Source organism: Aeribacillus sp. FSL K6-1121 (assembly GCF_038003725.1).
Taxonomy (GTDB): domain Bacteria; phylum Bacillota; class Bacilli; order Bacillales; family Aeribacillaceae; genus Aeribacillus; species Aeribacillus composti.
Window position 1 is genome coordinate 3259147 of sequence record NZ_JBBOPS010000001.1, and the last position, 24171, is coordinate 3283317.

23 protein-coding genes and 3 pseudogenes are annotated in these 24171 nt (G+C 38.2%); 18 read left to right on the forward strand and 8 right to left on the reverse strand.

Annotated elements, in window-relative coordinates:
• Nucleotides 1-27 precede the first annotated feature (27 nt).
• From NSQ61_RS15980 to rlmH, 3 genes are all read left to right on the forward strand, one after another.
• Complete coding sequence (locus NSQ61_RS15980; RefSeq protein WP_340734383.1) at nt 28-1251, forward strand: S1C family serine protease; 1224 nt, start codon at nt 28-30, stop codon at nt 1249-1251.
• Nucleotides 1252-1308: 57 nt separating this feature from the next.
• A complete protein-coding gene (locus NSQ61_RS15985; RefSeq protein WP_340807525.1) occupies nt 1309-1464 on the forward strand; it encodes a CxxH/CxxC protein in 156 nt (51 codons plus the stop codon).
• A gap of 125 nt (nt 1465-1589) precedes the next feature.
• Nucleotides 1590-2069, forward strand: a complete 480-nt coding sequence (rlmH, locus tag NSQ61_RS15990) for a 23S rRNA (pseudouridine(1915)-N(3))-methyltransferase RlmH (RefSeq protein WP_130158231.1) — start codon at nt 1590-1592, stop codon at nt 2067-2069.
• Nucleotides 2070-2402: 333 nt separating this feature from the next.
• On the opposite strand, the pseudogene NSQ61_RS15995 reads toward rlmH, so the two are convergent.
• A pseudogene (locus tag NSQ61_RS15995) lies at nt 2403-2753 on the reverse strand (arginase family protein); the annotation flags it as partial.
• A gap of 180 nt (nt 2754-2933) precedes the next feature.
• Between NSQ61_RS15995 and NSQ61_RS16000 the strand changes: the two are divergent.
• Both NSQ61_RS16000 and NSQ61_RS16005 read left to right on the forward strand, forming a co-directional pair.
• The gene (locus NSQ61_RS16000) at nt 2934-3383 is read left to right on the forward strand and encodes an AraC family transcriptional regulator (RefSeq protein ID WP_103032112.1); all 450 of its coding nucleotides are present in this window, start codon (nt 2934-2936) and stop codon (nt 3381-3383) included.
• 44 nt (nt 3384-3427) lie between these two features.
• Entirely contained in the window at nt 3428-4750 is a 1323-nt protein-coding gene (locus tag NSQ61_RS16005) for an ISL3 family transposase (RefSeq protein WP_340807529.1), read from the forward strand.
• Here NSQ61_RS16005 and NSQ61_RS16010 read toward each other — a convergent pair.
• The 4 genes and pseudogenes from NSQ61_RS16010 to NSQ61_RS16025 form a co-directional block, all read right to left on the reverse strand.
• Nucleotides 4678-5052 (reverse strand): arginase family protein, encoded by a 375-nt coding sequence (locus tag NSQ61_RS16010; protein ID WP_340807532.1) that lies wholly within the window; start codon nt 5050-5052, stop codon nt 4678-4680. The genes NSQ61_RS16005 and NSQ61_RS16010 overlap by 73 nt on opposite strands.
• A 25-nt stretch (nt 5053-5077) precedes the next feature.
• On the reverse strand, nt 5078-5818 hold the full coding sequence (gene istB / locus NSQ61_RS16015; protein WP_412674477.1) for an IS21-like element helper ATPase IstB: 741 nt from the start codon (nt 5816-5818) through the stop codon (nt 5078-5080).
• A complete protein-coding gene (gene istA / locus NSQ61_RS16020; protein ID WP_327848831.1) occupies nt 5818-7317 on the reverse strand; it encodes an IS21 family transposase in 1500 nt (499 codons plus the stop codon). Before istA ends, istB begins: the two co-directional genes overlap by 1 nt.
• Before the next feature lie 139 nt (nt 7318-7456).
• Nucleotides 7457-7804 (reverse strand): annotated as a pseudogene (locus NSQ61_RS16025) (arginase family protein); the annotation flags it as partial.
• Between the two features lie 214 nt (nt 7805-8018).
• Between NSQ61_RS16025 and NSQ61_RS16030 the strand changes: the two are divergent.
• Nucleotides 8019-9833, forward strand: coding sequence for an AlwI family type II restriction endonuclease (locus NSQ61_RS16030; protein ID WP_339198145.1), 1815 nt, complete (start codon nt 8019-8021; stop codon nt 9831-9833).
• 1 nt (nt 9834) lies between these two features.
• Complete coding sequence (locus NSQ61_RS16035; protein ID WP_144598408.1) at nt 9835-10395, forward strand: AlwI family type II restriction endonuclease; 561 nt, start codon at nt 9835-9837, stop codon at nt 10393-10395.
• Between the two features lie 39 nt (nt 10396-10434).
• Here the strand turns inward: NSQ61_RS16035 and NSQ61_RS16040 are convergent, their stop codons facing one another.
• Nucleotides 10435-11340, reverse strand: coding sequence for a DNA adenine methylase (locus NSQ61_RS16040; RefSeq protein WP_339198141.1), 906 nt, complete (start codon nt 11338-11340; stop codon nt 10435-10437).
• 364 nt (nt 11341-11704) lie between these two features.
• Here NSQ61_RS16040 and NSQ61_RS16045 point away from each other — a divergent pair, with 364 nt between their 5' ends.
• The 9 genes from NSQ61_RS16045 to NSQ61_RS16085 all read left to right on the forward strand — a co-directional run bounded on the left by NSQ61_RS16045 (nt 11705) and on the right by NSQ61_RS16085 (nt 19059).
• Nucleotides 11705-11959 carry a S8 family serine peptidase gene (locus NSQ61_RS16045; RefSeq protein WP_340808146.1) on the forward strand — a complete coding sequence of 85 codons (255 nt, stop codon included), beginning with the start codon at nt 11705-11707 and terminating at the stop codon, nt 11957-11959.
• Nucleotides 11931-12083, forward strand: coding sequence for a hypothetical protein (locus NSQ61_RS16050; RefSeq protein ID WP_340734381.1), 153 nt, complete (start codon nt 11931-11933; stop codon nt 12081-12083). The genes NSQ61_RS16045 and NSQ61_RS16050 overlap by 29 nt, the downstream gene beginning before the upstream one ends.
• A gap of 323 nt (nt 12084-12406) precedes the next feature.
• Nucleotides 12407-12529 carry a BREX protein BrxB domain-containing protein gene (locus NSQ61_RS16055; RefSeq protein WP_242009369.1) on the forward strand — a complete coding sequence of 41 codons (123 nt, stop codon included), beginning with the start codon at nt 12407-12409 and terminating at the stop codon, nt 12527-12529.
• 13 nt (nt 12530-12542) lie between these two features.
• On the forward strand, nt 12543-12725 hold the full coding sequence (locus NSQ61_RS16060; protein WP_144598567.1) for a hypothetical protein: 183 nt from the start codon (nt 12543-12545) through the stop codon (nt 12723-12725).
• 49 nt (nt 12726-12774) lie between these two features.
• A complete protein-coding gene (locus NSQ61_RS16065) occupies nt 12775-13203 on the forward strand; it encodes a hypothetical protein (protein WP_339193689.1) in 429 nt (142 codons plus the stop codon).
• Between the two features lie 510 nt (nt 13204-13713).
• Complete coding sequence (locus NSQ61_RS16070) at nt 13714-15330, forward strand: lactate permease LctP family transporter (RefSeq protein ID WP_340807534.1); 1617 nt, start codon at nt 13714-13716, stop codon at nt 15328-15330.
• A gap of 31 nt (nt 15331-15361) precedes the next feature.
• Nucleotides 15362-16309: an L-lactate dehydrogenase gene (locus NSQ61_RS16075; protein ID WP_066251795.1), complete on the forward strand. Its 948-nt coding sequence runs from the start codon at nt 15362-15364 to the stop codon at nt 16307-16309.
• A 921-nt stretch (nt 16310-17230) separates the two neighbouring features.
• Entirely contained in the window at nt 17231-18247 is a 1017-nt protein-coding gene (locus NSQ61_RS16080; RefSeq protein ID WP_340807537.1) for an ATP-binding cassette domain-containing protein, read from the forward strand.
• On the forward strand, nt 18244-19059 hold the full coding sequence (locus tag NSQ61_RS16085) for an ABC transporter permease (protein WP_066251805.1): 816 nt from the start codon (nt 18244-18246) through the stop codon (nt 19057-19059). Before NSQ61_RS16080 ends, NSQ61_RS16085 begins: the two co-directional genes overlap by 4 nt.
• Nucleotides 19060-19341: 282 nt before the next feature.
• On the opposite strand, the gene helD is transcribed toward NSQ61_RS16085, so the two are convergent.
• Complete coding sequence (gene helD, locus NSQ61_RS16090; protein WP_130158239.1) at nt 19342-21684, reverse strand: RNA polymerase recycling motor HelD; 2343 nt, start codon at nt 21682-21684, stop codon at nt 19342-19344.
• A 677-nt stretch (nt 21685-22361) separates the two neighbouring features.
• Here helD and NSQ61_RS20365 point away from each other — a divergent pair.
• Both NSQ61_RS20365 and NSQ61_RS20370 read left to right on the forward strand, forming a co-directional pair.
• Entirely contained in the window at nt 22362-22598 is a 237-nt protein-coding gene (locus NSQ61_RS20365) for a VanZ family protein (RefSeq protein WP_445206398.1), read from the forward strand.
• Between the two features lie 267 nt (nt 22599-22865).
• Nucleotides 22866-22988 (forward strand): annotated as a pseudogene (locus NSQ61_RS20370) (IS256 family transposase); the annotation flags it as partial.
• A 286-nt stretch (nt 22989-23274) separates the two neighbouring features.
• Here NSQ61_RS20370 and NSQ61_RS16095 read toward each other — a convergent pair.
• Entirely contained in the window at nt 23275-24057 is a 783-nt protein-coding gene (locus NSQ61_RS16095; RefSeq protein WP_117016908.1) for a CsxC family protein, read from the reverse strand.
• Nucleotides 24058-24171 lie beyond the last annotated feature (114 nt).

Consider the following 24171-nt stretch of genomic DNA (forward strand, 5'->3'; position numbering starts at 1 on the left):
TCGTCATCGGAAAGGAATGATGAGGCGATGGGATATTATGATGATGATTTTGAACGGTATAATAACAGAAAACAAAGGGGAAACTGGGGCGGATCATTATTGGCTGGGTTAATCGGAGCCGTGTTAGGCGCGTTATTAGTTATTTTCTCCCTTCCAGCATTAGCACAATTTAATATTCTTCCATATGATCTGAACATCAGTCCAGAGCAAACTGAGGAAGGGGAAACAGGAAATGTCCAAGGGCCAGTCAAAACAGTAAATGTAAATGTGAATTCAGCAGTTACAGAAGCAGTCAATAAAGTGAGTGATGCGGTTGTCGGAGTCGTCAATATTCAGCAAGTAAGCTTCTGGGATCAAACACAAGAGGGAGAAGCAGGAACAGGATCAGGGGTCATCTACAAAAAGGAAGGCGATAAAGCCTATATTGTAACAAATCACCATGTTGTAGCCGGAGCGCATCAATTGGAAGTTGTATTAAACGACGAAACACGCATTCCCGCTGAACTTGTCGGCAGTGATCAGCTGATGGATTTAGCAGTATTGGTTGTGGATGCAAAGCATGTTAAGAAGGTTGCTGAATTCGGCAATTCGGACACAGTCAAACCGGGTGAGCCGGTGCTGGCAATCGGAAACCCGCTCGGCTTGCAATTTGCTGGGTCTGTTACACAAGGGATTATTTCCGGAACAGAACGGACCATTCCTGTTGATATTGATGAAAACGGAACAGTGGATTGGCAGGCGGAAGTGCTGCAGACGGATGCCGCAATTAATCCCGGAAACAGCGGCGGAGCACTTGTGAATTTAGACGGGAAAGTAATTGGAATTAATTCCATGAAAATTGCTGAATCCGCGGTGGAAGGAATCGGACTGTCTATCCCAATTAACATTGCAATTCCGATTATTAATGATCTTGAAAAATTCGGCGAAGTGAAGCGTCCATATATGGGAATCGGTCTTCAGTCTCTTGAAGACATCCCAAGCTATTATTGGGAAGAGGCATTAAATTTGCCAAAGGACGTTAAAAACGGCGTGATTGTGATGAGTGTTGAGCCGATGTCGCCAGCTCAACGCGCAGGTTTGAGAGAGAAGGACGTAATTATAGAGCTTGCTGGGAAAAAGGTTGAAAATGTTCTCCAGCTTCGAAAGCAGCTATACAGCCAAAAGGTTGGAAGCACAGTGGAAGTAAAATTCTATCGAAATGGCGAGTTGAAAACAGTGAAGCTGAAGCTCGTTGAACAAAAATCTTTTTAAAGAACAGGAAGGCGGAATCAGCTTTCCTGTTTTCATTATGGGGTAGGAGGATTATAAATGTATTGCTGCGAGGATCATATTGATTTAGCAATCGACATGTATGTAGACCAGTATGAAACAGCACCAAATATTCAAAAATTTGAATTTAATCACAGCTTATCCACAACCTGTGAATTGTGCAAAAAAACCGCAGTATATATAGTTGGGAACTGATTTTCGGACACGAAATATAGAGGTATTCATCCACAATTGTGGATAAAATCTGTGGAATATTTGTTATTTTGTGTGGGAAATAGTTATCAACATGTTGATAAAATAAAAAAGGGGAAATATGAAAGTTGAACATTCAAATTATAGCGATTGGGAAGCTGAAGGAAAAATATTTAAAGCAGGGAATCGACGAATATTTAAAGCGTCTTTCATCGTACGCAAAAGTTGACATCATTGAACTTCCTGATGAAAAGGCTCCTGAACAAATAAGCCCGCAGGAAATGGAACTAATCAAAAACAAAGAAGGCGAACGAATTTTAGCCAAAATCCCGTCCGATGCATACGTCATCGCCCTTGCCATTGAAGGCAAGATGAAATCCTCGGAAGAGTTCGCACATAGTATAGATAAACTGGCCACATACGGAAAAAGCAAAATCGCCTTTCTAATCGGAGGCTCTCTCGGCTTAAGTAAAGAGGTAATGAAACGGGCGGACGAAGCCCTCTCCTTTTCCAAAATGACCTTCCCTCACCAGCTCATGCGTCTCATTTTGCTCGAACAAATCTACCGTGCTTTTCGCATAAATAGGGGAGAACCGTACCATAAGTAAATGAGGTTTTTTGAAAAAAATATAGATTTGTGGCTTGAATCGTAAATGTATAGAAAAGGGTTGTCCGAAGCATTTTCGGACAACCCTTCTAATTAGTGAGCTGTTGGTTATCCATGATGGATAAATTTTCATTACTGTAAACCAACCGAAAACAGCTACAGTGCTAAAAGCAAATAAAATGCCTAGCATGTTCTTTCCCTTAATAGTCTGAAAAACTGAAGAATACCAAGTAAAGTCACTAAAGTGAAAATAATAACCAATCCATTAATAAGCCCCTTACTAGGATAAATTAAAGGAATTAAAATTTTTGAGTGTTCATTGTATAATTCATCTTTATTTTAATTTCTCACCAAATAATGACCCCATTAAGGCTACACCTACAGTTGCTGTTTTATTTTTTTCATCTAAAATTGGATTTACTTCAACAAACTCTGCTGATGTAATAATTCCGGATTCAGCCAACATTTCCATTGCTAAATGGCTCTCTCTATGACTGATACCACCAATAACAGGTGTACCAACTCTAGGAGCATCGTGTGGATCTAAGCCATCTAAATCTAATGATAAATGCACTCCATCTGTCCTTTGGTTTTGTAAGTATGTTATTGCTTCTTCCATAACCTTTGTCATGCCCAGCCGATCAATTTCATGCATTGTATATACTTTTATACCTTTTTCTTTAATGGGTCTTCGGAATATATAGTGGAATTACTATTTTAATTGCTTGATAAAATTACATCATAAATCGGATTATATAGTGGAATAATGGATTAATTAAACCATACTATAATCAAATTCTTTTAAAAAAGAACTTGAAAAACATTTTAAATCGAATTACCTTATCTAAGAAAGGAGGATTAAAAAATGAAAATAACTATTGAAGAATTACCTGAATCAAGGATTGCTTATTTCCGAAATGTTGGGGAATATGGTGAAAAGAAAAACAAAGAATTAATGGAGAATTTTAAAAAGTGGGCAAAATCGAATGGTGTATTTGATAATTCTACAATTTTAGGTATACCGCAAGATAACCCAGAGATTACTCCTAAAGAGGAATGTCGTTATGATGTTTGCGTTGTTATAAATAAAGATTTTAATGTGGAAAAACCAGCTCAAGTTGGTGAATTTTCTGGTGGGAAATACGCTGTTTTCTTGCTTGACCATACAAAAGAGGCAGTCAGTGAATTTTGGGGCAATATTTTTTCTGAGATAGAAAGAAATAATCTATCAATAAGAGAACAACCAATTATAGAAAGATATACTTCACAAATGATTGATAATCATTTGTGTGAAATATTAGTTCCTATACAGTAACGAAGCAGGGACAATTCCCACCTTCTGTTTAAAGGATGAACAACATGACAGACCTACTATGTCTTTCAGATCTAACTGCAATTGAACCACCACAAGAAAATGACACCGATATGATGTTTAAAGTTGAAGCAGTCGAACCACCTGAACGTTGTCCTGAATGTGGTTTTGACAAGTTGTACAAACACAGTTCAAGAAAGCAACTAATTATGGATTTGCCCATTCGTTTAAAGCGAGTGGGCTTACAATTGAACCGCAGACGATACAAGTGTCGTGAATGCGGATCTACCTTCTGGGAACGCCTAATATCCGTTGATGAAAAGCGTAATATGACCAAAAGGCTTTTAAAGTCCATTCAAGAGCAATCCATGTCTAAGACCTTTGTAGAAGTTGCAGAAAGCGTTGGTGTTGACGAGAAAACCGTTAGGAACGTCTTTAAGAATTATGTGGCACTCAAAGAACGTGAATACCAGTTTGAGACTCCTAAATGGCTTGGGATAGACGAGATACATATTATTCGTAAACCTCGGCTTGTATTGACTAATGTTGAACGCAGGACTATCTATGATATAAAGCCTAACCGTAACAAGGAAACAGTCATCCAACGTCTTTCAGAAATCAGTGACAGGACTTATATTGAGTACGTCACAATGGATATGTGGAAGCCCTACAAAGACGCAGTGAACACTGTCCTTCCACACGCTAAAGTTGTCGTAGATAAGTTCCATGTAGTTAGAATGGCTAATCAAGCCTTAGATAACGTCAGAAAGTCTTTGAAAACCCAAATGAGCCAAAAAGAAAGACGTACCCTTATGCGTGAAAGGTTTATCCTTCTAAAGCGTAAACACGATCTAAATGAACGTGAATTATTCCTCTTAGAGACTTGGCTAGATAATCTTCCTGCTTTGAAAGAAGCCTATGAACTTAAAGAAGAGTTTTACTGGATTTGGGATACTCCTGATCCAGATGAAGGTCTACTTCGTTATAGTCAATGGAGACACAGTTGTATGTCCAGTAACTATAAAGACGCTTATAAAGACCTTGTGAGAGCCGTAGACAACTGGCAAGAAGAAATATTTAACTACTTTGATAAAAGGCTCACTAACGCTTATACGGAGTCAATTAATAGCATTATTAGGCAGGTAGAGCGAATGGGTAGAGGTTACTCTTTTGATGCCTTACGAGCCAAAATCCTGTTCAATGAGAAGCTCCATAAGAAGCGTAAACCACGATTTAATTCGAGTGCTTTTAACAAAGCTATGCTATACGATACTTTCAATTGGTTTGAAGTGACTGATCACGACATTACAGACAACTTTGGTGTCGATATTTCCACACTTATTAAGAATTTGGAGAAGGGTGATTTATAAGCCCTTTTCCACCATAAAATCCGAATACCCTCTTTAATTAATTTACGCTCTCCTTCATCTAATGAGCGTGCACCGATAATCATGACATTCTCTGGTTTAATTTTGGGAGTATAGCCCATTATGTTTGTTAAACTTGGGTGTCCTATTCCTAAACTTACTGCTAATGGCATACCATGTATATTTCCTGAGGGCGATGTTTCGGCTGTATTTAAATCCCCATGTGCATCATACCAAATAACTCCCAGGTTTTCATAATGTTTTTTGCAAGCAAAAAGTGCAGAGTATTGCAGCGAAAAATACATAGGCTTGCAGCTTTATTTTTTTACATTAATTACCATTCAATTTCACAGAAGAAAGAGCATTTTTCAGCCGGTAACTTTCACCTGTGAATGCGATGATATGGGCATGGTGTACCAAGCGATCCACTAAAGCGGAAGTTAAGCGGTTATCTCCAAACACTCGATTCCATTGGCCAAACTCTAAATTCGATGTGACAATCACACTTTTATGTTCATAACAGTCGGCTATGATATGAAACAATAATTCCGATCCTTGTTTTTGGAAAGGAACATATCCCAGTTCGTCTAGTATAAGTAAATCGCACTTATCGATTTGACGTTTTACTCGTTGTAAAGTACCTTCTTTTAACGCCTCCTCTAATTGTCCTACCAAATCTGCGACACGAAAGAAACGAACCTCAAACCCTTTTTCGCAGGCTTTTAATCCAAGAGCTGTCGCTAAATGGGTTTTGCCTGTTCCTGGTGAGCCAAGAAGCAATAAATTTTGTTTCCCATGTAAGAAACGAAGGTCACAAATCTCTTCTTTTGTCGTGGTAGCTGGCAGATGCAACTGGTCGTTCCATTCATAATCTTTCAACCATTTCAGTTCTCTAAATTTGGCTTTTTTTATTAGTCTCGATACCTTGGCAGCTTGTCTTGATGAGACTTCGGCCAGTAATACATCACATAAAAACTGTTCTTTATTCTCAAAGACAATGTCTTCATACTGATCAGCTATATAAGCAAGGTGCAGGGTTTTACAGACTTCTTTCAGATCACGAGCGATCATCAGTTATCCCTCCCTTCTAAGGTCGGACATAGCCTCTGATCATACATGCTTAAATCCGTTTCATAATCTAGTAATACAGAAGGGGTATGGGGTTCTGACAATTTTTCCGGATAAGTTGCTTTCTGAGCTTCCAATAAGGAACCCAATTCGTGCGGCTCTTTTTCAATACGTTGCTCCATTTCCAAACATTTATGGATGTCTTGTAAGGCATGAACCTCCAGCAGTTTTTTTAAGCCTGCCACCCGTTTCTTAATCTCATCAGGTTTTATCGTAAGATAAGTTTGTACTCTTTCGGGCAGGTATTTAAAGAAACGAGAATACTTAACAGCACGTGGCTTTTTCTCCCAGTCGGCCAAGATGTTGTCCCATGGTATAGGCCTTGTGGTCATCATATAGGGACGTGAGTCTTGATAGATCATTTCACCGTCATTCGAAAAGCAAGTGAATTTGTCCCATTCCTTTTTAATAACTAGTGTCTGTTTGATCCTCGCTTTATGAATAAGGAATTTTTCTCTATCGACTAGAATCTCGCCATATTTATTTACAGTAGCCGAGTCGATTGAAAAGATTGGAAGATCACTGATTGGCAAAGCTTTTAATTGCTTCTGATCCTCAGCCCACAATTCTTCTATCGGAACTCCTTTTTCGTAGTGAGGGCGTTTTCGATCGGTTACCATTTTCTCTTCTAGCCAGTGGGCCAGTTGTGAAAAATCCTCCATTACTGGGGCTGTTACAAAAAAGTTATTTCTTGTATAGCCTACCTTTTTCTCTACATTCCCTTTTTCATGTCCACTACCGGGATTGCATGGTTGTACTTCAAATCCATAATAGGACTGGAAGCGTAAGAAAGAGTCCGTATAGCTTCTCTTGTCTCCCTTGCCTACCGTTACAACCGCTGCCGACAGGTTATCAATTCGTAAATATGTCGGGACACCCCCAGCCTGGTGAAATAACTGTTTCAAGCCCTCTAGAAAACACTCCGAGTTTTCTGCCGGCAGGGGATAAGAAAAGGCGGCATTACTATATGGAAAACTGAGAATAAGAGTTTTGATGTCTTTATATGCGCCGTCTTTTACAGCCGTCATATTTCCAAAATCCACTTGGGCTTCGCCCGGAGGGTGCTCCAGACGTTCGTATCTTGTGGTTTTTTCTTCTTTTATTTGTGGTCTGCGATGCTGAATGTACTCACAAACGGTTCGATAAGAACCTTTAAACCCGTGCTCTTCTTTAAGTTGTTCAAACATCTTCTTGTTTGTTCGTCTTTCTTTTTTCTTAAGCTTCATGTCCTCCTCAAGCCAACAATCTACGATTTCTCCGTACTCTTCCTCGTACATCATTCCCCTTCGACGGAAGGGAAGAGATTCTACTGGTACTTCACCGTCAGCGTATTTTTTTGCTGTTCTCCAATTTTTACCTGTCTTTTTAGCGATCTCAGAGATTGACATATCTTCGACTTCTCTTAAATGTTTGATATAATTAACTTCAGGCATTGCTAGCATCCTTTCTTATCCTCCTACTGTTAAGTTCTGCTCAATCTCAACAGTAGAGGTTATTGGGTGAGCTGGCAAGCCTTTTTTTATGCAGCTATTCTGCACAAATTTCTTGCAAAACTATGTACTTTTATTTTGCAATAAACATTTCATAATGCTTGGCTACGCCTGCTAATGTTCCAATAGCAATACTATGATCTCCTCCTAACACTAATGGAAAAGAATCTGATTGGATTACTTCATTTACTTTAGCGGCAAGCTTTTCATTCGCCTCTGATACCGTTTTCAAATTTCTTAAATTTTCGACATTTCTAATATTACTACGCTCTGCTCTTCCAATATCGATATCTCCTAAATCTTCTATTGAATAGTTTAATCGCTCTAATCGCTCAACTATACCAGCATATCGAATTGCGCTTGGCCCCATATCAACACCTCTGCGCATTTGACCTAAATCCATTGGAACCCCTATTATTGATATATTTTTTTCTTCAATTTTTAAATTCCCCTTTTAAATTCTACTCTAACTATAAGCATAAAAGTTATTTCTAAATGGTTCAACTTAACAATAAAGTGTATAAATATTTATTATGTCTTTTACTCAAAAACGAAAAATATTTAAGTTTTTGAGTAAAGGACATTTACTTTTTTTGGTTAATCAGTATAATCTAGGTATACATCACATTTATGGATCTTACAGGAGGGATTAGATGGCTAAAAAAGTTAATTGGTATGTTTCTTGTTCACCTAGAAGTCCAGAAAAAATTCAGCCTGAGTTAAAAGTACTAGCAAATTTTGAGGGAAGTTATTGGAAAGGGGTAAAAGGGTATAAAGCACAAGAGGCATTTGCTAAAGAACTTGCTGCTTTACCACAATTCTTAGGTACTACTTATAAAAAAGAAGCTGCATTTTCTACTCGAGACAGAGTGGCACCAATGAAAACTTATGGTTTCGTATTTGTAGATGAAGAAGGTTATCTTCGTATAACTGAAGCAGGGAAAATGCTTGCAAATAACCGAAGACCCAAAGATGTTTTCTTAAAACAGTTAGTAAAGTGGCAATATCCATCGTTTCAACACAAAGGTAAGGAATATCCCGAGGAGGAATGGAGTATAAATCCTCTTGTATTTGTTCTTAGCTTACTAAAAAAGGTAGGCGGCCTCAGTAAATTAGATATTGCTATGTTCTGTTTAACAGCAACAAATAATAATCAGGTGGATGAAATTGCAGAGGAAATAATGCAGTTCCGTAATGAACGTGAAAAAATAAAAGGACAAAATAAGAAACTTGAGTTTACTGAGAATTACTTTTTTAAAAGATTCGAAAAGATTTATGGAAATGTAGGTAAAATTCGTGAAGGGAAATCTGACTCTTCACATAAGTCAAAAATTGAAACTAAAATGAGAAATGCACGAGATGTGGCAGATGCAACCACAAGATATTTTCGATATACAGGTCTATTTGTTGCAAGAGGGAATCAACTCGTCTTAAATCCAGAAAAATCTGATTTAATTGATGAAATTATCAGTTCATCAAAAGTTGTAAAGAACTATACGAGAGTAGAGGAATTTCATGAATATTATGGAAATCCGAGTTTACCACAGTTTTCATTTGAGACAAAAGAACAACTTTTAGATCTAGCCCATAGAATACGAGATGAAAATACCAGACTAGCTGAGCAATTAGTAGAACATTTTCCAAATGTTAAAGTTGAAATACAAGTCCTTGAAGACATTTATAATTCTCTTAATAAAAAAGTTGATGTAGAAACATTAAAAGATGTTATTTACCATGCTAAGGAATTACAGCTAGAACTCAAAAAGAAAAAGTTACAAGCAGATTTTAATGACCCACGTCAACTTGAAGAAGTCATTGACCTTCTTGAGGTATATCATGAGAAAAAGAATGTGATTGAAGAGAAAATTAAAGCTCGCTTCATTGCAAATAAAAATACTGTATTTGAATGGCTTACGTGGAATGGCTTCATTATTCTTGGAAATGCTTTAGAATATAAAAACAACTTCGTTATTGATGAAGAGTTACAACCAGTTACTCATGCCGCAGGTAACCAGCCTGATATGGAAATTATATATGAAGACTTTATTGTTCTTGGTGAAGTAACAACTTCTAAGGGAGCAACCCAGTTTAAGATGGAATCAGAACCAGTAACAAGGCATTATTTAAACAAGAAAAAAGAATTAGAAAAGCAAGGAGTAGAGAAAGAACTATATTGTTTATTCATTGCGCCAGAAATCAATAAGAATACTTTTGAGGAGTTTATGAAATACAATATTGTTCAAAACACAAGAATTATCCCTCTCTCATTAAAACAGTTTAACATGCTCCTAATGGTACAGAAGAAATTAATTGAAAAAGGAAGAAGGTTATCTTCTTATGATATTAAGAATCTGATGGTCTCATTATATCGAACAACTATAGAGTGTGAAAGAAAATATACTCAAATTAAAGCTGGTTTAGAAGAAACTTTAAATAATTGGGTTGTTGACAAGGAGGTAAGGTTTTAAAATGCAAGATATTCTGGACTTTTATGAAGAAGTTGAAAAAACGATAAATCCTCCAAATTACTTCGAGTGGAACACATATAGAGTTTTTAAAAAACTAGGTTCCTATAAGAATCTAGTCCCAAACTTTAAGCTTGATGATTCAGGTCATCCAATTGGTAATGCCATACCAGGTGTTGAAGATATATTAGTTGAATATGAGCATTTTTCAATTTTAATTGAATGTTCCCTCACGATAGGGGAAAAGCAACTAGATTATGAAGGGGATTCAGTCGTCAGGCACCTACAAGAATATAAAAAAAAAGGAATAGAAGCATATACTCTTTTCTTAGGAAAAAGTATTGATCTTTCTTTTGCAAGACATATAGGTTTTAACAAGGAATCAGAACCTGTAATTCCATTAACAGTAGACCAGTTTAAAAAGCTAGTTACACAGCTGAAAGGTGATGGAGAACACTTTAATCCTAATAAACTAAAAGAAATACTGATAAAATTATTACGAAGTGACTTAGGATATGATCAAGCTGAAGAATGGCTAACTTTCATTGAGTACAATTTAAAATGAAATTGAAAAAGGAACAATGCCAGTTCATTGTTCCTTTAACTAATGAATAAGTTCAAGTTGCTCATATTTTTCTTCTTTATTTTTTCGTACATAATCATAGTTCTTGATTATATAATGCTTTGCTTCATTCTTAAATCTATTTCTAATGTTTACAGAATAGCTTTTATGATATTCATCAACGATATAATCTTTATATAGTTCGGTAGTTAATTCCGTTTTACTAATGATCATTAGTGCACGGCACTTTAAGTTTTTAAACTCTTCAGCAAGCCTACGATGTTCCCTCTCGTCGAAATCACCTGTAAACTCCATATTTCCATAATCACTAAAAATACAATCATATGGAGGATCAAGAAACATGAAGTCATTTGGTTTTGCCATCTTAAAAATTTCAGAAAAATCTTTATTATATATTTCTGTTTTTTGAAGCAGGTTATGGTGTTGTTTAGTAATGATTTTTGTATTAAAGTTTTTGTATCTTCCAAAAGGAACGTTATATTCTCCTTTACTGTTATACCTTATCATCCCACTATAAGCAGTTTTATTTATAAAATAATAAATTACTGCGTCTAGCCATTTTCCTGATGGATAGTTAAATTCGTTCCTTAGCTCATAATATAGTTCTTCATTTTTATTTTCCACTCTGACACCAGCAGGAGCAAGAGCTTTTTTTTCCTCATATTCCTTTTGGTTTTTTTCATATATTTCCTGTAGTTCGTTTAATTGTTTAGTTACCTCATCAAAATTGTGCTTTAATTGAAGATAGAACTTATAAAGCTTAGAATTAATATCATTGATAACTGATTTTTCATGTTCTAAATGGAAGAATACAGCACCACCCCCGACAAAGGGTTCAAAGTAGGTTTCGATATCATTGGGTATATGGTCAATAAAGAAAGGAATTTCTGCTTTTTTTCCACCACGATATTTTAAAATAGGTTTCATCTAATAACCTCCAATTTAATAGTAGCTTGTCTACTACATTATACTAATTTAACATAACTATGATCCACAGGAAAGGAACAAATGTTCTGTTGTATAAAGGGAATTATTTGAAATAAATTAAAAGTAAGCGTCAAATAAAGTCTCAACCGTGATTAAAGATGATTTGTTGACCTGCATCCCGAATAGCCCGAGGTTTTACCTAATAACGCCTCTAGGTAATGGTCTAAATTCGTAATCATTTGATTTCGTTCATAAGAACTCGGATGTTCAGCGATTACTTGATTCCTCGTTTGATAAAAAATTCAAACTTGATCCTTATTCGGGAGTCGGGAAAATAGATTATTCAGCTCTAGGTGTAGAAGTTATCTCTACAGATAACAAAGGATCCTACTCAACATTTTCAGGAACGTCTTTCGCTACTGCATATGCCACTAGTGTTATTGCAGCAATCCTGAATAGAAGCGACTCAAAATATAATGCCAGCACCATCAAAGAAGAACTCTCCAATTATGTTGTGAAGTTAGGTGACAAAGTACAATTTGGAGAAGGTTTTCTAACATTACAAAAAGAAAGGGTAGAGGAAATTCTAAATGAAAAAGATGAAAAAGAAATTAATTAAATTATTAGTTGCTACATTTTTGTTTATTAATATTGCTGGAGTTGCTCCGGTTGCATTTGCGGAAGAAATAACCAATTTCCAAATACAGAAGAAATTTTTGAAAGTACAGAACAAATTGATGTAAGTATTGATGAAACAGTTGAAGTAGTTTCAAGTGATGATGATACAACAGTATATAAAGTATCCGCAGAAGAATTAGAAATTAACAATGACACCTTTGAGATGGTAGTATGTTTTCTACAAGAAAAAAATACAGTGCTTTATCAAAATTTTGAATAAATATACATATATGTGATCTATCCATCAAGGGCTTGACATGGATCCTCTGTAGCCATGATTCTTTAGCCAACAGTTTTGGCAAAACCAAAAAAGGTTATCATGGCTCCTCCTCCATGTAAATCCCCATTGCATATCACTGCATAAGGATTTTGCAATTCTCTGCACTTTTTGCTTGCAAAAAAACGTAAACCAATTATACTTTTTTACCCCGGTCATTTTACCGGATTAGACCTACGACTATTTGGGATTTTACATAATGAAGATCAGTATCAATTAACGAGAATATCATAGAGGAGAAGATTATGTGTTAGTTAAAGAAATATTTAAAAAAGAAATTTTTCGTCCGATTAATGAGGGTGTACGAAGTGCAACAATGGGCCAAGCATGGGTCATTGTCACATCTCAAGAAAAAATAAAAGCGTCACTTAATGTCCATAGCGAAAAAAGATTTTTCCAAAATCCAAGGACGTTTTGCGACCCGAATTAATTTATCTAGCGCAAATACAGATGAAGTCATTAAATGAGAGGGGTTTTCTATGACATATTATTATTACCTTGCCTCAGATATTAAACTACCATCAGGTATATACTCTAAAAGTGGTTTTATTAATTTAAATGGGAGTAAAATAGCTCTTGATCAAACTCTTGACTTAACAGAAAGTGATGAAAAAGTAGATGGATTCGATTATCCCGTGCAAATTGAAATCGTTTATGGTTTGTGTGATCCTGAAACTTTAGAAGCATATGATGATTTTGGATTGCCATTGCTTCATAAATATATTCTCGACGTATGCAGTTACTATAAGACATGTACCATTCAAATTGCTCACATTTTAAATACACACCGACACCCTTTAAAAATTGTAGAACGGAGAAAACTCTTATTGAATCAATTATCGAATCCTAAACAACTCGCTCTACATCATGGTGAATTGCTGACGATCAAGAAGATTCCGGAGTTCTAAGTTGATTAGACCGGTGAATTTACGAACAGTTGCATTTTGTTATTATGGGTAAAATGAATTTTAGTTTACTTATTCCTAGTGTGTAGATCTTCCATCAAAAAACTTGGATGCCTCATTCTGAACAGCCCTTTTTTACTATATTCGTCTTGGTATTATGTCAAGAAAATAGACATGTAAAAAAATTTACGTAAAATTTTTATTTTATAAAATAGTAAGTTTAGTCGTCCTCATCACTTTTCATCTAGTTAATTATTATATTTTTATATTAAATTTTAAAGATTATCTAACCCTCTTATTCCTTCATAAATGATTTTCTCCTTTTTATCATTACTTTACTCGACATGTCTCAAAAGTTCATATTTTTTTCATATATATTGTGAAAAATTTCACAAACAGATGTTATACTAACTTTGTAAGCAAAATAAATAATTTAGGGGGAGGATGTAATACATATTGTGAAATATATCACAAAATCATTTCGTCGATTTTAGAGTATAGGGGCTGAACAAGATGCATGTATGGGAGCAAGTTTATAATCCATTGGAAAATATATGGCTTTCAGCTATTATAGCTGCCGTTCCTATCATCGTTTTTATTGTTTTGCTGACAGTATTTAAATTAAAAGGATATATAGCAGGGCTTTTCAGCATAATTGCTGCAGGCATTTTTGCCGTCTTTATTTATAAAATGCCTGCAATCTTAGTTTTGATGTCTGCGATATATGGAATTTTAGTCGGTTTATGGCCAGTAGCATCAATCGTATTTGCTGCTATTTTCCTTTATAAAATAACAGTAAAAACCGGAAAATTTGCCATTATTGAAAAAAGTATTTCTTTTATTACAGTGGATCAAAGATTGCAAGTTCTTATTGTGGCATTCTCATTTGGGGCATTTTTAGAAGGAGCTGCAGGATTTGGAGCACCCGTTGCCATAACGGCAGCCATTTTAGTAGGGCTTGGATTTAGTCCGTTATATGCAGCTGGTCTTTGTTTGATTGCAAACATAGCAGGCGGTGCATATGGAGCAATGGGGATTCCAGTAACTGTTCCCGCCCTCCTTACAAATTTGGATGGTCTAGTTGTGGGAAGATATACAGCATTGGTCCTTCCTGCATTAAGTATTGTCGTAGCATTCCTGCTGATATTTATCATTGATGGATTCAAAGGAATTAGACAAACCTTCCCAGCCATTTTAGTAAGCGGGGGTTCATTTGGGCTTACACAGGCACTTGTTCTCACTTTTTTAGGGGCAGAACTAGCAGACATCTTTGCAGCGATTGTGAGCTTAGTAGTATTAACTTTATTTTTACAAGTATGGAAACCTAAAGAAATTTACCGTGTAAATAGAGAGAAAGCGGTAGATAAGCAAATTAAGTATTCTTTTGGGAAAATCGCTTATGCTTGGCTGCCATTTGTATTTTTAACCATATGTGTTACTTTGTTTAATCTACCATTTTTTAAAAAATTATTTCTCCCAGGCGGCCTTTTAGAAAAGCTAGTGTTGTTGTTTCCGATTCCAGGATTGGACAACTTAGTTATAAAACATGCACCAATTGTGACGCAAGATGCTCCAATGGCTGCGGTATTTAAGTTGGATTTATTTTCATCTACGACAACAGCGATTGTAATGACAATCATTGTCGCAAGCATTCTTTTTCGCTGCAGCAATAAGCAGCTTAGAGAAATCGCAAAAGAAACTTCAAAAGAATTAGTATCACCTGTTCTAACCATTTGCAGTGTACTTGCTTTTGCTTATATTTGTACTTACTCTGGCATGTCATCAACATTAGGCTTAGCATTTGCTTCAACAGGTAAGGTATTTCCTTTATTCTCGCCAGTGCTGGGGTGGTTAGGAGTATTTTTAACAGGATCTGTTGTAAACAGCGGTTCCTTATTTGCTCCACTTCAAGCTGTCACTGCTTCACAAATTGGAATAGCACCTGAAACGATGGTTGCTGTCAATGTAATGGGTGGTACAATGGCTAAAATGATTTCACCTCAATCAATTGCTGTTGCAGCTGCGGCAGTTGGATTAGCAGGAAAAGAAAGTGATTTATTTAAAGTGACAATAAAATATAGTTTATGTTTGCTTGCTGTAATTGGATTAGTTAGCTGGCTACTATTTTAATCATATAACATTTTAAGGAGGATGTATAACTATGAATAAAGAAAAAGTAAATCGTGTTGTAATCGTTGGAACAGGAGCTGTAGGCTGCAGTTATGCCTATTCACTAATTAATCAGGGGGTCGTTGAGGAATTAGTTTTAATTGATATAAATGAAGCAAAAGCTGAAGGCGAGGCGATGGATCTTAATCATGGAGTGCCGTTTGCACCTTCGCCAATAAAGGTATGGAGCGGTTCTTATCAAGATTGCGCAAATGCGGACTTAGTTGTTATTACTGCGGGATTGGCACAAAAACCAGGTGAAACCCGATTGCAATTAGTTGAGAAAAATACGCGAATATTTAAACAAATTATCAAAGAGATTATGAAAAGTGGATTTAATGGCATATTTTTAGTGGCAACAAATCCGGTAGATATCTTAACTTATGTCACTTGGAAGGAGTCAGGACTGCCAAAGGAACGTGTCATTGGTTCAGGAACAGTCTTAGATTCTGCACGTCTAAGATTTGAATTAGGGAAGTATTTCAATGTGGATACAAGAAATATTCATGCAATTATCATAGGGGAACATGGAGATACCGAGCTTCCAGTTTGGAGCCATGCCAAGATCGGAATAGAGAATCTTGATGATGTTTTAGAGAGAAAGAAAGATTTAAAGAAAGAATGTTTAGAGGAAATCTTCGTAAACGTCCGTGACGCTGCTTATCATATCATTGAGCGAAAAGGGGCGACATACTATGGAATAGGAATGTCCCTTGTCCGAATTACAAAAGCAATTCTTAAAAATGAAAATAGTATCCTGACAGTATCTTCCTATCTAGAAGGTGAATATGGACAAAATGATGTATATATTGGAGTACCTGCCAAACTTAATCGTAACGGTGTTCAAGAAATAATCGAAATTGAACTAAACGAAAAGGAAAAAGAACAATTTAATTATTCCGTTTCAGTGCTAAAAGAAACGATAAAATCTGTCATTTAATCCAGCGACATGCTCTGTAGTGACCCTTGTATCGGGAACGTTTAGGAAACAAGGATTGGGAAAACCAATTTACGATTACTAACTGCTGCGAGGCTTGTTAGGATGAAAAACTCAACAGCTTTCCAAGGATATGGGATGGTCATAATGACCGCGTTTTTCTAAGGCTTGCGGTGTTGTAAAGCTATTTGAAGGGTGATCATTACTCAGATACAAAGAACAAAATCGCTGCCTATTGTTTTTGAATGTTTGCTTTTTCTATTGAATGTGCTCTTGCATGGAGTTTCTCCTTTCAAATGTTGGATCGCATTTTCATTTTAACGGAGACCCTCTATGCAAGGGCTATTATTTTGCGAATTGCCTCTGATTTTATTTACCAACACAGTATTGTATATCACCAAAGCTTCTATACCATTCAATATACCCCAAATTCTACCTTATTTTTCCTCAGTAACTTTATCTGTTGCGAAGCACCAATCTTGGCTCGATCATTCTTTTAAAGATGATAAATGGCAGGTTCCTTCATATAAAGCTTCTGCATATTTATTTCCTATAAATATACATATATTGGATAAATAACACGGATCATTAAATTTTCTGATGAAAATTACTGCATTTGTTGCCACGTGACTATATTAGGCGAATTATATTTACTAAAAAAATATTTTTATGGATAAGCAGAGAGAAACAATAACGATCTATATGATATTGATGACAAAAGAAGAATGTCTATTGTTGTTTATGGACGCGACACCGATCCATTTAGGATGAACCACGTCCATAAGCGGTATAAAACTGATTCATGCTTTTGCCGGGCAAATTTCCAGCATTAACATGTTTCATCATGGGGATTCATTGTTCATATTCAGTTCATAAAGAGGTGTTACCATCACCAATGTACTTAGTTGCAGAGGAGGAAATGAAATGGGACATAGATACCAAACAGTGTCAAGCAATGGTGATTGGGCTATTGAAGCGCACGGACTCGTAAAAACTTTTGGCGATAAACGTGCGGTTGACGGCGTAAATTTGAATGTGCGCGCTGGGACAATCTACGGCGTGCTTGGGCCGAACGGGGCAGGCAAGACCACAACAGTCAGAATGCTGGCGACTTTATTGCGACCAGACGCAGGTTCGGCATACATTTTTGGTTATGATGTGGTGAAGGAGCCGCAGATCGTGCGTCAGTTGATTGGTGTGACTGGCCAATATGCATCGGTTGACGAGTCACTCAGCGCGATCGAAAATCTAGTCATCTTTTCTCGGTTGCTAGGGTTGAGCCGTACCGAGGCAAGGCGCAAAGCTCTGGAGTTGTTGGAGGAATTTGGTTTGACAGAAGCGGCGAAGCGCCCGTTGAAGCATTTCTCCGGCGGTATGCGGCGCCGGCTGGATCTGGCAGCAAGCCTTATTGCACAGCCGCCGCTCATCTTCTTAGACGAGCCGACTACAGGACTGGATCCACGCACGCGCAATCAAATGTGGGAGACGATCCGGCGATTGGTCAAGCAGGGATCAACCGTACTGTTAACAACTCAGTATTTACAGGAGGCTGACGAACTAGCTGATCGAATCGCGGTGATTGATCGCGGCCGAGTCGTTGCCGAGGGAACAGCGGATGAGCTGAAAGCGTCGGTTGGCAGTTCGTCGTTACAATTAAAAATCCAAAATGCAAAAGATATCGAAAATGCTCGCCAGACCGTTGAACAGGTGCTCAAAGTCCGGTCCAATGTGTCGTTGGAAACAGGAAAGATTACGGCACCGATGGCGGACGCTGACCGAGTTACGGATTTGCTGATCGCTCTTCGCGAGACAGGGATCCGCTTGTCTGAATTGAGTGTTCAGAAGCCGACTCTTGACGAGGTCTTTTTAACCATTACTGGTCATAGTGTGAGGGAGGACACAACAGAGACATTCGATGAAACAGAGGAGGTAAGGATATGAAAAATGCTTCTAATCAGCTAGTTGCAAAGCGTCAACTAAAAAACAATACAAGCTTTGGACAGGCAGTGCGCAACTCGTTGACGATGGCCTACCGTGGTTTACTGAAGATTCGGCGTACGCCTGAGCAATTATTTGATGTTACGCTTCAGCCAATCATCTTCACCTTAATGTTTTCCTACATCTTTGGCGGGGCGATCTCGGGAAATGTGCATAGTTATTTGCCAATCATCATTCCTGGTATCCTCGTGCAGACTGTTATCGCGACATCTGTTGTGACCGGAATCCAACTGCGAGAGGATATGGATAAGGGCGTGTTCGACCGCTTTAAGTCGCTGCCAATTGCCCGCATTGCTCCGTTGGCGGGCGCTCTGTTGGCAGACACCATCCGATATACCATTGCAACAGTGCTCACGTTTGTGATGGGGTATATCATGGGCTATCGTCCAGAAGGAGGACTGGGGTACGTCGTCATCGCTGCGGTTTTTGTCATTGTATGTTCTTGGGCAATCAGCTGGATCTTTGCTTTTTTTGGCGTGATTGCGCGCACGGCTTCAAGCGTACAAGGAATCGCAATGCTTTTGCTGTTTCCGCTAACGTTTCTTTCTAATGCTTTTGTTCCAGTCAAGACGATGCCCGATTGGCTTCAATGGTTTGCGAAGATTAATCCAGTTTCGCATATTATTACTGCCGTCCGTGATCTGATCAATGCTGGAACTATTGGCTCGGATTTTGCTGTCTCTCTCATCGGGGCTACTGCCATTGTGGCAATCTTTGCGCCCATCACCGTCCGTGTATATATGCGCCGGGCATAAATTGGATATTGTGTATTGATCTGTTCGCGATATCCTAGTAAAAAAGCTTTTACCGAAAAATTACGGAACCTTGCTGCTTACAGAACTTTTAACACATCATATAGAATTTCACATGTCTGATTTAATTATTTCAGCTACTGCTGACATCCCTTCATTACCTTCCATTAAACAAGTTGCCTAACTCGGGGTATGGTATTGAAGGGATGCTGGCAAGTGGTTTTTTATATCATATATGGCCGTTTAATGACAGTGATACATTTCAGACACCAGACCAGTTTCGTGTTAACCCGGGATCTGAAGGAAACTACCCGGCGCACCGTTCTGTAAAAAGGGGCTCGGTTCGCCTACACTGTAAAGCTGCAAGTAATGCATAGCCCGGGTGCAGGCGGTGTAGAACAATCTGCGCAGGCTCTCAACGCCGTATACGTGCGATGAAGCGTTATAAATGATGACGGCGTCGAATTCGATGCCCTTCGCCAAATACGCCGGTATAACGACAACACCTTGTTCATATTCGGTAGAGCCGCTCTTCACAAGTTTTATATCTTCAACTCTTTTCAGTGCTTCGTATGCGGCGGTGCTTTCCGCAGCAGATTTACATATAATCGCGATCGTATTATATCCCCGTTTCCGCAAGTCCGCGACTTTGGAAGCAATACAGTGGTGCAGTTCAGCTTGATCGGACACTCTCGTCAACACAGGCTTATCGCCGTCGCGTTCAAAAGCAGTGATCCGTTCGCCATCGGGTACGAGTCCGCGCGTAAATTCAATGATCTGTCTTGTGGATCTGTAACTGCGGGTCAAGGTGATCGAATCCGTTTTATCCGGTCCGTATAGGCTGGTAAGCGTGTGGAAATCGACTGTTTCACTGGCATGAGCGAATATCGCTTGGTTAAAGTCGCCGAGCACAGTCATCCTCGCCGAAGGAAACAAACGCTTCAAAAATTCGAATTGAAACGGAGAATAATCTTGCGCTTCGTCTACAAGCACGTGTTTGATCGAGACGTTCGTCTGAAAGCCTTGAATCAGCTCTTTCAAAAATAAATACGGAGTTGCATCTTCGTAAAACAGTTTGCCTTCGTCTAGCGTTTTTACAGTCAATCGGCAAATATACTCCCACTCCTCGGGTGTTTCCCCTTCCATCCACTGTTTGACCCGCGTTGGATCGGCGAAAAGCTGCTTGTATACTCCCTTCATGTCGATGAAACGAAGCGTTCGGATCCGTTTGCGCAACGGTTTCAGCTTCTTGCGAACGATCAATTGGCCCAGCGCTTCGATCTCGTTCTCATAGTTGTTCAACGTTTCTGCTTTAAAGCCGCGTTTTTTCCGTAAGAGAGTATGAGCTTTATGATAATCCTCGTTGCTAAGCAGCTCGATTTCTTCCTGCACCCATGGCTTAGTCCGTTCAAGCTTCTCCGCTTCATCGATTTGCTTGTTTAGCCAATCTGCCAGCTTTTCAAGTCTGCTGTGAAAACGGAGCGAGGTGTCGCTGCTATAAAACCTTTCTGTGATTTGTTTGGCGGTGATGATCGGTTTTCCTCTAAATAGAATATCTTTGAATAGCATGCCGGATAATTCCAGCGACTTACAGTATGTTTTAATCGTCTCGAAGAAACGGGTTGATGCCTTGAATCGGATGCTCGCAGTTCTAGTCCGGTATAAAGAGTCATCCGCTTCAGTCAACATATATTCCAATTGCTCGTATGGATCCTCGATTTGAAATTCTTTGCTCAGCCGATATTCCAAATATTCCTGGAAGGTGACCTGCTGCATATTCTCTTCGCCTAGTTCGGGCAACACATTGGATACGTAGCTGTTAAACATCGAATTAGGTGAAAATAAAATGATTTGATCGGCTCTCAGCTTATCCCGATATTTGTAGAGCAAGTAAGCGATCCGCTGCAGGGCGGCCGATGTCTTGCCGCTGCCGGCGGGTCCTTGCACGATGAGCAGCCGCCCGCGATCATGACGGATGATCTGGTTTTGTTCCCGTTGAATGGTGGCCACGATGTTGTGCATATGTTTGTCTGTCACTCTGCCAAGCACCTGCTGTAAAATGTCGTCTCCAATGGTGAGACTCGTATCGAACATCGACTTGATAACGCCGCCGCGGATGATATATTGCCACTTTTTCTCCAGCATGCCGCGGACTGTGCCTCCGGGAGTAGTATATTCGGCCGGGCCGGGCGCGTAATCGTAGTAGACACTCGAGACCGGCGCCCTCCAGTCGTAGATCAGGATGTTCTCTCCGCTTGTATCCGTGAGCGTGGAGATACCGATATAGATTCGTTCAGCAGCTGAAGTCCCTTCCTCAATGAAATCGATTCGACCGAAATAAGGCACCTCCTGCATGCGGCGCAGGGTGGACAACCTCTTGAAGGCTTGTCTGTGGGTGCTTTGGCTCACGGACAGGTTCTGCGCCTGTTGTCTCAAGGCGATGATCGTCTCAAGATAATCGTCGAACGTATCAGTATTCACCTTGACGTCATCCCAAAAATGTTTGCGGAAATCAATCACTTCTTTTCGACGCTGGGAGGTTTCGTTTTCCAGCATGCCGATTTGCTCCACAATGATCGCCATTATGCTGTCCAATCGTTCTTGCTCCTGCCGAAGTTCTGTATTCATATTAAGCACTCCTTTAAAAAATAAAAATGGGGATTGACTGAAGAGGATTTATGTTTTATAATTATAATAGGTATACTATTTTTATAATTTAAACAAAGTGTGTTTCTTTACTAATTTATCATAGTTTCTCAATTTTTTCAATGTATTTAACGCTGTCGTCGATATTATAAACAAGTTGAAATTGTATGTGATGAAGATAAAAAGTTACTGTAAGGCCATTAATTAAAGTATTTCTCATGGAAGAGAACCGATGGTTTTCTTTTAGACCGTCTAATAAAGTTTGCAAAATCGTGTTATAAGTGAATAAGTTTGTTTATATAAACAGTCTAACTAGATTAGTTAGGCTGTTTTTTTTTGTTTTGTAAAAATTCTTAAATAACTATGAAAGAAGGAAATTGGAATATGTATAAAGTTGATTACAAAGATTATCCTTTAATCAGAAGTTGGAAACAAAATTTAATGAAAAATCAATTATTGTCTATTTCCGTGTAGCATGCGAATTTTATCGGATAAATCATATAAGCGGATAAATCGACTATATAAAAGGATGTGACATCCTTGAATACAGGTGAAACTGATGGGGAGACATGTTCCAAAGTTGATACTGTAACTAAAACGAAAGCTGGATCTTATCGTGAAAGAGTAGAGGGAACGGTACTTCGCCTTTTTCAATTGCGATGACGAATTTATTAGGAAATATACTTCTTACCTCTCCCACCGGATTGTTCTTGTCGAGAAAAAATATGAAAAATATTAAAGTGATCAATTTATCTATAGGTATACCTGTCTTGATAGAACTGGTTCAGTTGCTGCTCTATCTGTTCAAAATTGGTACTAGGACAGTAGATAAAGATGATGTTCTCTTAAATATGCTCGGTATCATTGTAGCTATTACTTTTCAAGAATGGTTTTAAGCAGAAAAAATGCGGATTCTTCGTCACTTTTTGTGAAATGACATAAAAAAAGAATGTATACATTCCGAAACATTTTCCTCAACACTTCAGCTTCATGTACGTATTCTCATGTATGTATAATATTGACGGACTGCACCTGTAGAAAACTCAACTCCATACTTGCGTTATTGCCGCTTTGCCGGCTGCATTAACGGAACTCATCAGAGCGATTTTATGTCTCAGAAATTAAACTGTACGCAATCAGGTGATGGAAGATTATACACGGACTTTGATGATGCCTCTGCTGTTCTTGCGTTTCCTAAACGCTGCAAAAACCGCTTGAGACTTACCGAGCGTGTGGAACAACTCATTGAAGAGATTCGTATTTTTCCAAACCGTGAGTCCATCCTGGTGATTGGGCTGTCTTTCGAGAAATCGATGAACAACCTAACATGACTGAATACTAAGAGCGGCGCAAAAGCACTGGAACATATCAGAGTTACTCAAGATAATGGCAAATAAGCTACGCTTAGAGCTGCAGTGAGTGAACAAGGGAAAACGTTTAGGAAAGCCCGAGCTCTCGCAGCAGGTTCAGCCGATAAAGGGCTTAAATTTTCTTTTAACGAGAAAGCGAAGAAATAACAGTTAAAAAGAAAAGTAGAAGCCATGACCCAAAAAGTCACGGCTTCTGAACTAGTTATTTGTGTTTAGATCTGTTTGTGGCAGCATCTAAAGTTCCTTCAGGGAAACTAGGAGTTACTTGTGTAGCTGTAGTTTGAAATTGTTGAACTTGTAATAATTTCACAGTAAGATCTAAGACGATTTTTTCGCGCAATGTTTTAAACTGGCCTTCAGGTCCTACTTTAACTGGTGAGAAATCAAGTTCATAGAAGTTTGCGGCTATTAATTCACCGTATGGTTGTTCATTATATTTGACGAGATTTTGGAAGAAATATTTATCCAAACGAGGAACAAGGTCATTTTTCTCATTTAAGAAGAGAGCTTTGCTTTGATCAGAAATTCCTATTATTGGGAAAAGAAGGAAATCTCCGGTTGGAGCAGCGTCTGCAAGTTCTGTAAAACCAGAGAACGGAACGTCTGCAATTCTGTCTTGAAGTGCTCCATTGCAGTCTCTGGAAGCATATTCAATATCTTTGCGAATAAATCCTGATACAAATAATTTCGCTCTAGTTACTCTAAAATAGTCCGTTGTACCAATACGTGTAAATCTAACAGGTACTAGTTTCGCTTGTTCCAAAAATACGTTTTTTGTCACTCTCTTAATTTCAGTTGCTGGCGGATCAAGCGGAATATCTGCCTCTACTACCACTTGAATAGTTTTTTCTGCTAATACAACTGGAGTTTTAAGAGTTACAGTAACATCTGGTGTAAGAACTAAATCGGTATTTTCATTTGATAATGGTACTTGTTCTGTCGATTTTACTGGGCAAGCTGGGATTTGATGATCGTCTTTACTCATGAAAAAATCCACTCCTTAATTTTTTTTTGAGTTTTCCAAACTCTGCATTAATACAATATGCAGCATTCATTTTTAAGTTTGGGCTTTTCACATAATCATTTTTCTCATTTTTAA

Coding starts and splice junctions, on each gene's coding strand:
- NSQ61_RS15980 (WP_340734383.1), top strand. CDS start 28: ATGGGATATTATGATGATGATTTTGAACGGTATAATAACAGAAAACAA.
- NSQ61_RS15985 (WP_340807525.1), top strand. CDS start 1,309: ATGTATTGCTGCGAGGATCATATTGATTTAGCAATCGACATGTATGTA.
- NSQ61_RS16000 (WP_103032112.1), top strand. CDS start 2,934: ATGAAAATAACTATTGAAGAATTACCTGAATCAAGGATTGCTTATTTC.
- NSQ61_RS16005 (WP_340807529.1), top strand. CDS start 3,428: ATGACAGACCTACTATGTCTTTCAGATCTAACTGCAATTGAACCACCA.
- NSQ61_RS16010 (WP_340807532.1), bottom strand. CDS start 5,052: ATGTATTTTTCGCTGCAATACTCTGCACTTTTTGCTTGCAAAAAACAT.
- istB (WP_412674477.1), bottom strand. CDS start 5,818: ATGATCGCTCGTGATCTGAAAGAAGTCTGTAAAACCCTGCACCTTGCT.
- istA (WP_327848831.1), bottom strand. CDS start 7,317: ATGCTAGCAATGCCTGAAGTTAATTATATCAAACATTTAAGAGAAGTC.
- NSQ61_RS16030 (WP_339198145.1), top strand. CDS start 8,019: ATGGCTAAAAAAGTTAATTGGTATGTTTCTTGTTCACCTAGAAGTCCA.
- NSQ61_RS16035 (WP_144598408.1), top strand. CDS start 9,835: ATGCAAGATATTCTGGACTTTTATGAAGAAGTTGAAAAAACGATAAAT.
- NSQ61_RS16040 (WP_339198141.1), bottom strand. CDS start 11,340: ATGAAACCTATTTTAAAATATCGTGGTGGAAAAAAAGCAGAAATTCCT.
- NSQ61_RS16050 (WP_340734381.1), top strand. CDS start 11,931: ATGAAAAAGATGAAAAAGAAATTAATTAAATTATTAGTTGCTACATTT.
- NSQ61_RS16065 (WP_339193689.1), top strand. CDS start 12,775: ATGACATATTATTATTACCTTGCCTCAGATATTAAACTACCATCAGGT.
- NSQ61_RS16070 (WP_340807534.1), top strand. CDS start 13,714: ATGCATGTATGGGAGCAAGTTTATAATCCATTGGAAAATATATGGCTT.
- NSQ61_RS16075 (WP_066251795.1), top strand. CDS start 15,362: ATGAATAAAGAAAAAGTAAATCGTGTTGTAATCGTTGGAACAGGAGCT.
- NSQ61_RS16080 (WP_340807537.1), top strand. CDS start 17,231: ATGGGACATAGATACCAAACAGTGTCAAGCAATGGTGATTGGGCTATT.
- NSQ61_RS16085 (WP_066251805.1), top strand. CDS start 18,244: ATGAAAAATGCTTCTAATCAGCTAGTTGCAAAGCGTCAACTAAAAAAC.
- helD (WP_130158239.1), bottom strand. CDS start 21,684: ATGAATACAGAACTTCGGCAGGAGCAAGAACGATTGGACAGCATAATG.
- NSQ61_RS20365 (WP_445206398.1), top strand. CDS start 22,362: ATGACGAATTTATTAGGAAATATACTTCTTACCTCTCCCACCGGATTG.
- NSQ61_RS16095 (WP_117016908.1), bottom strand. CDS start 24,057: ATGAGTAAAGACGATCATCAAATCCCAGCTTGCCCAGTAAAATCGACA.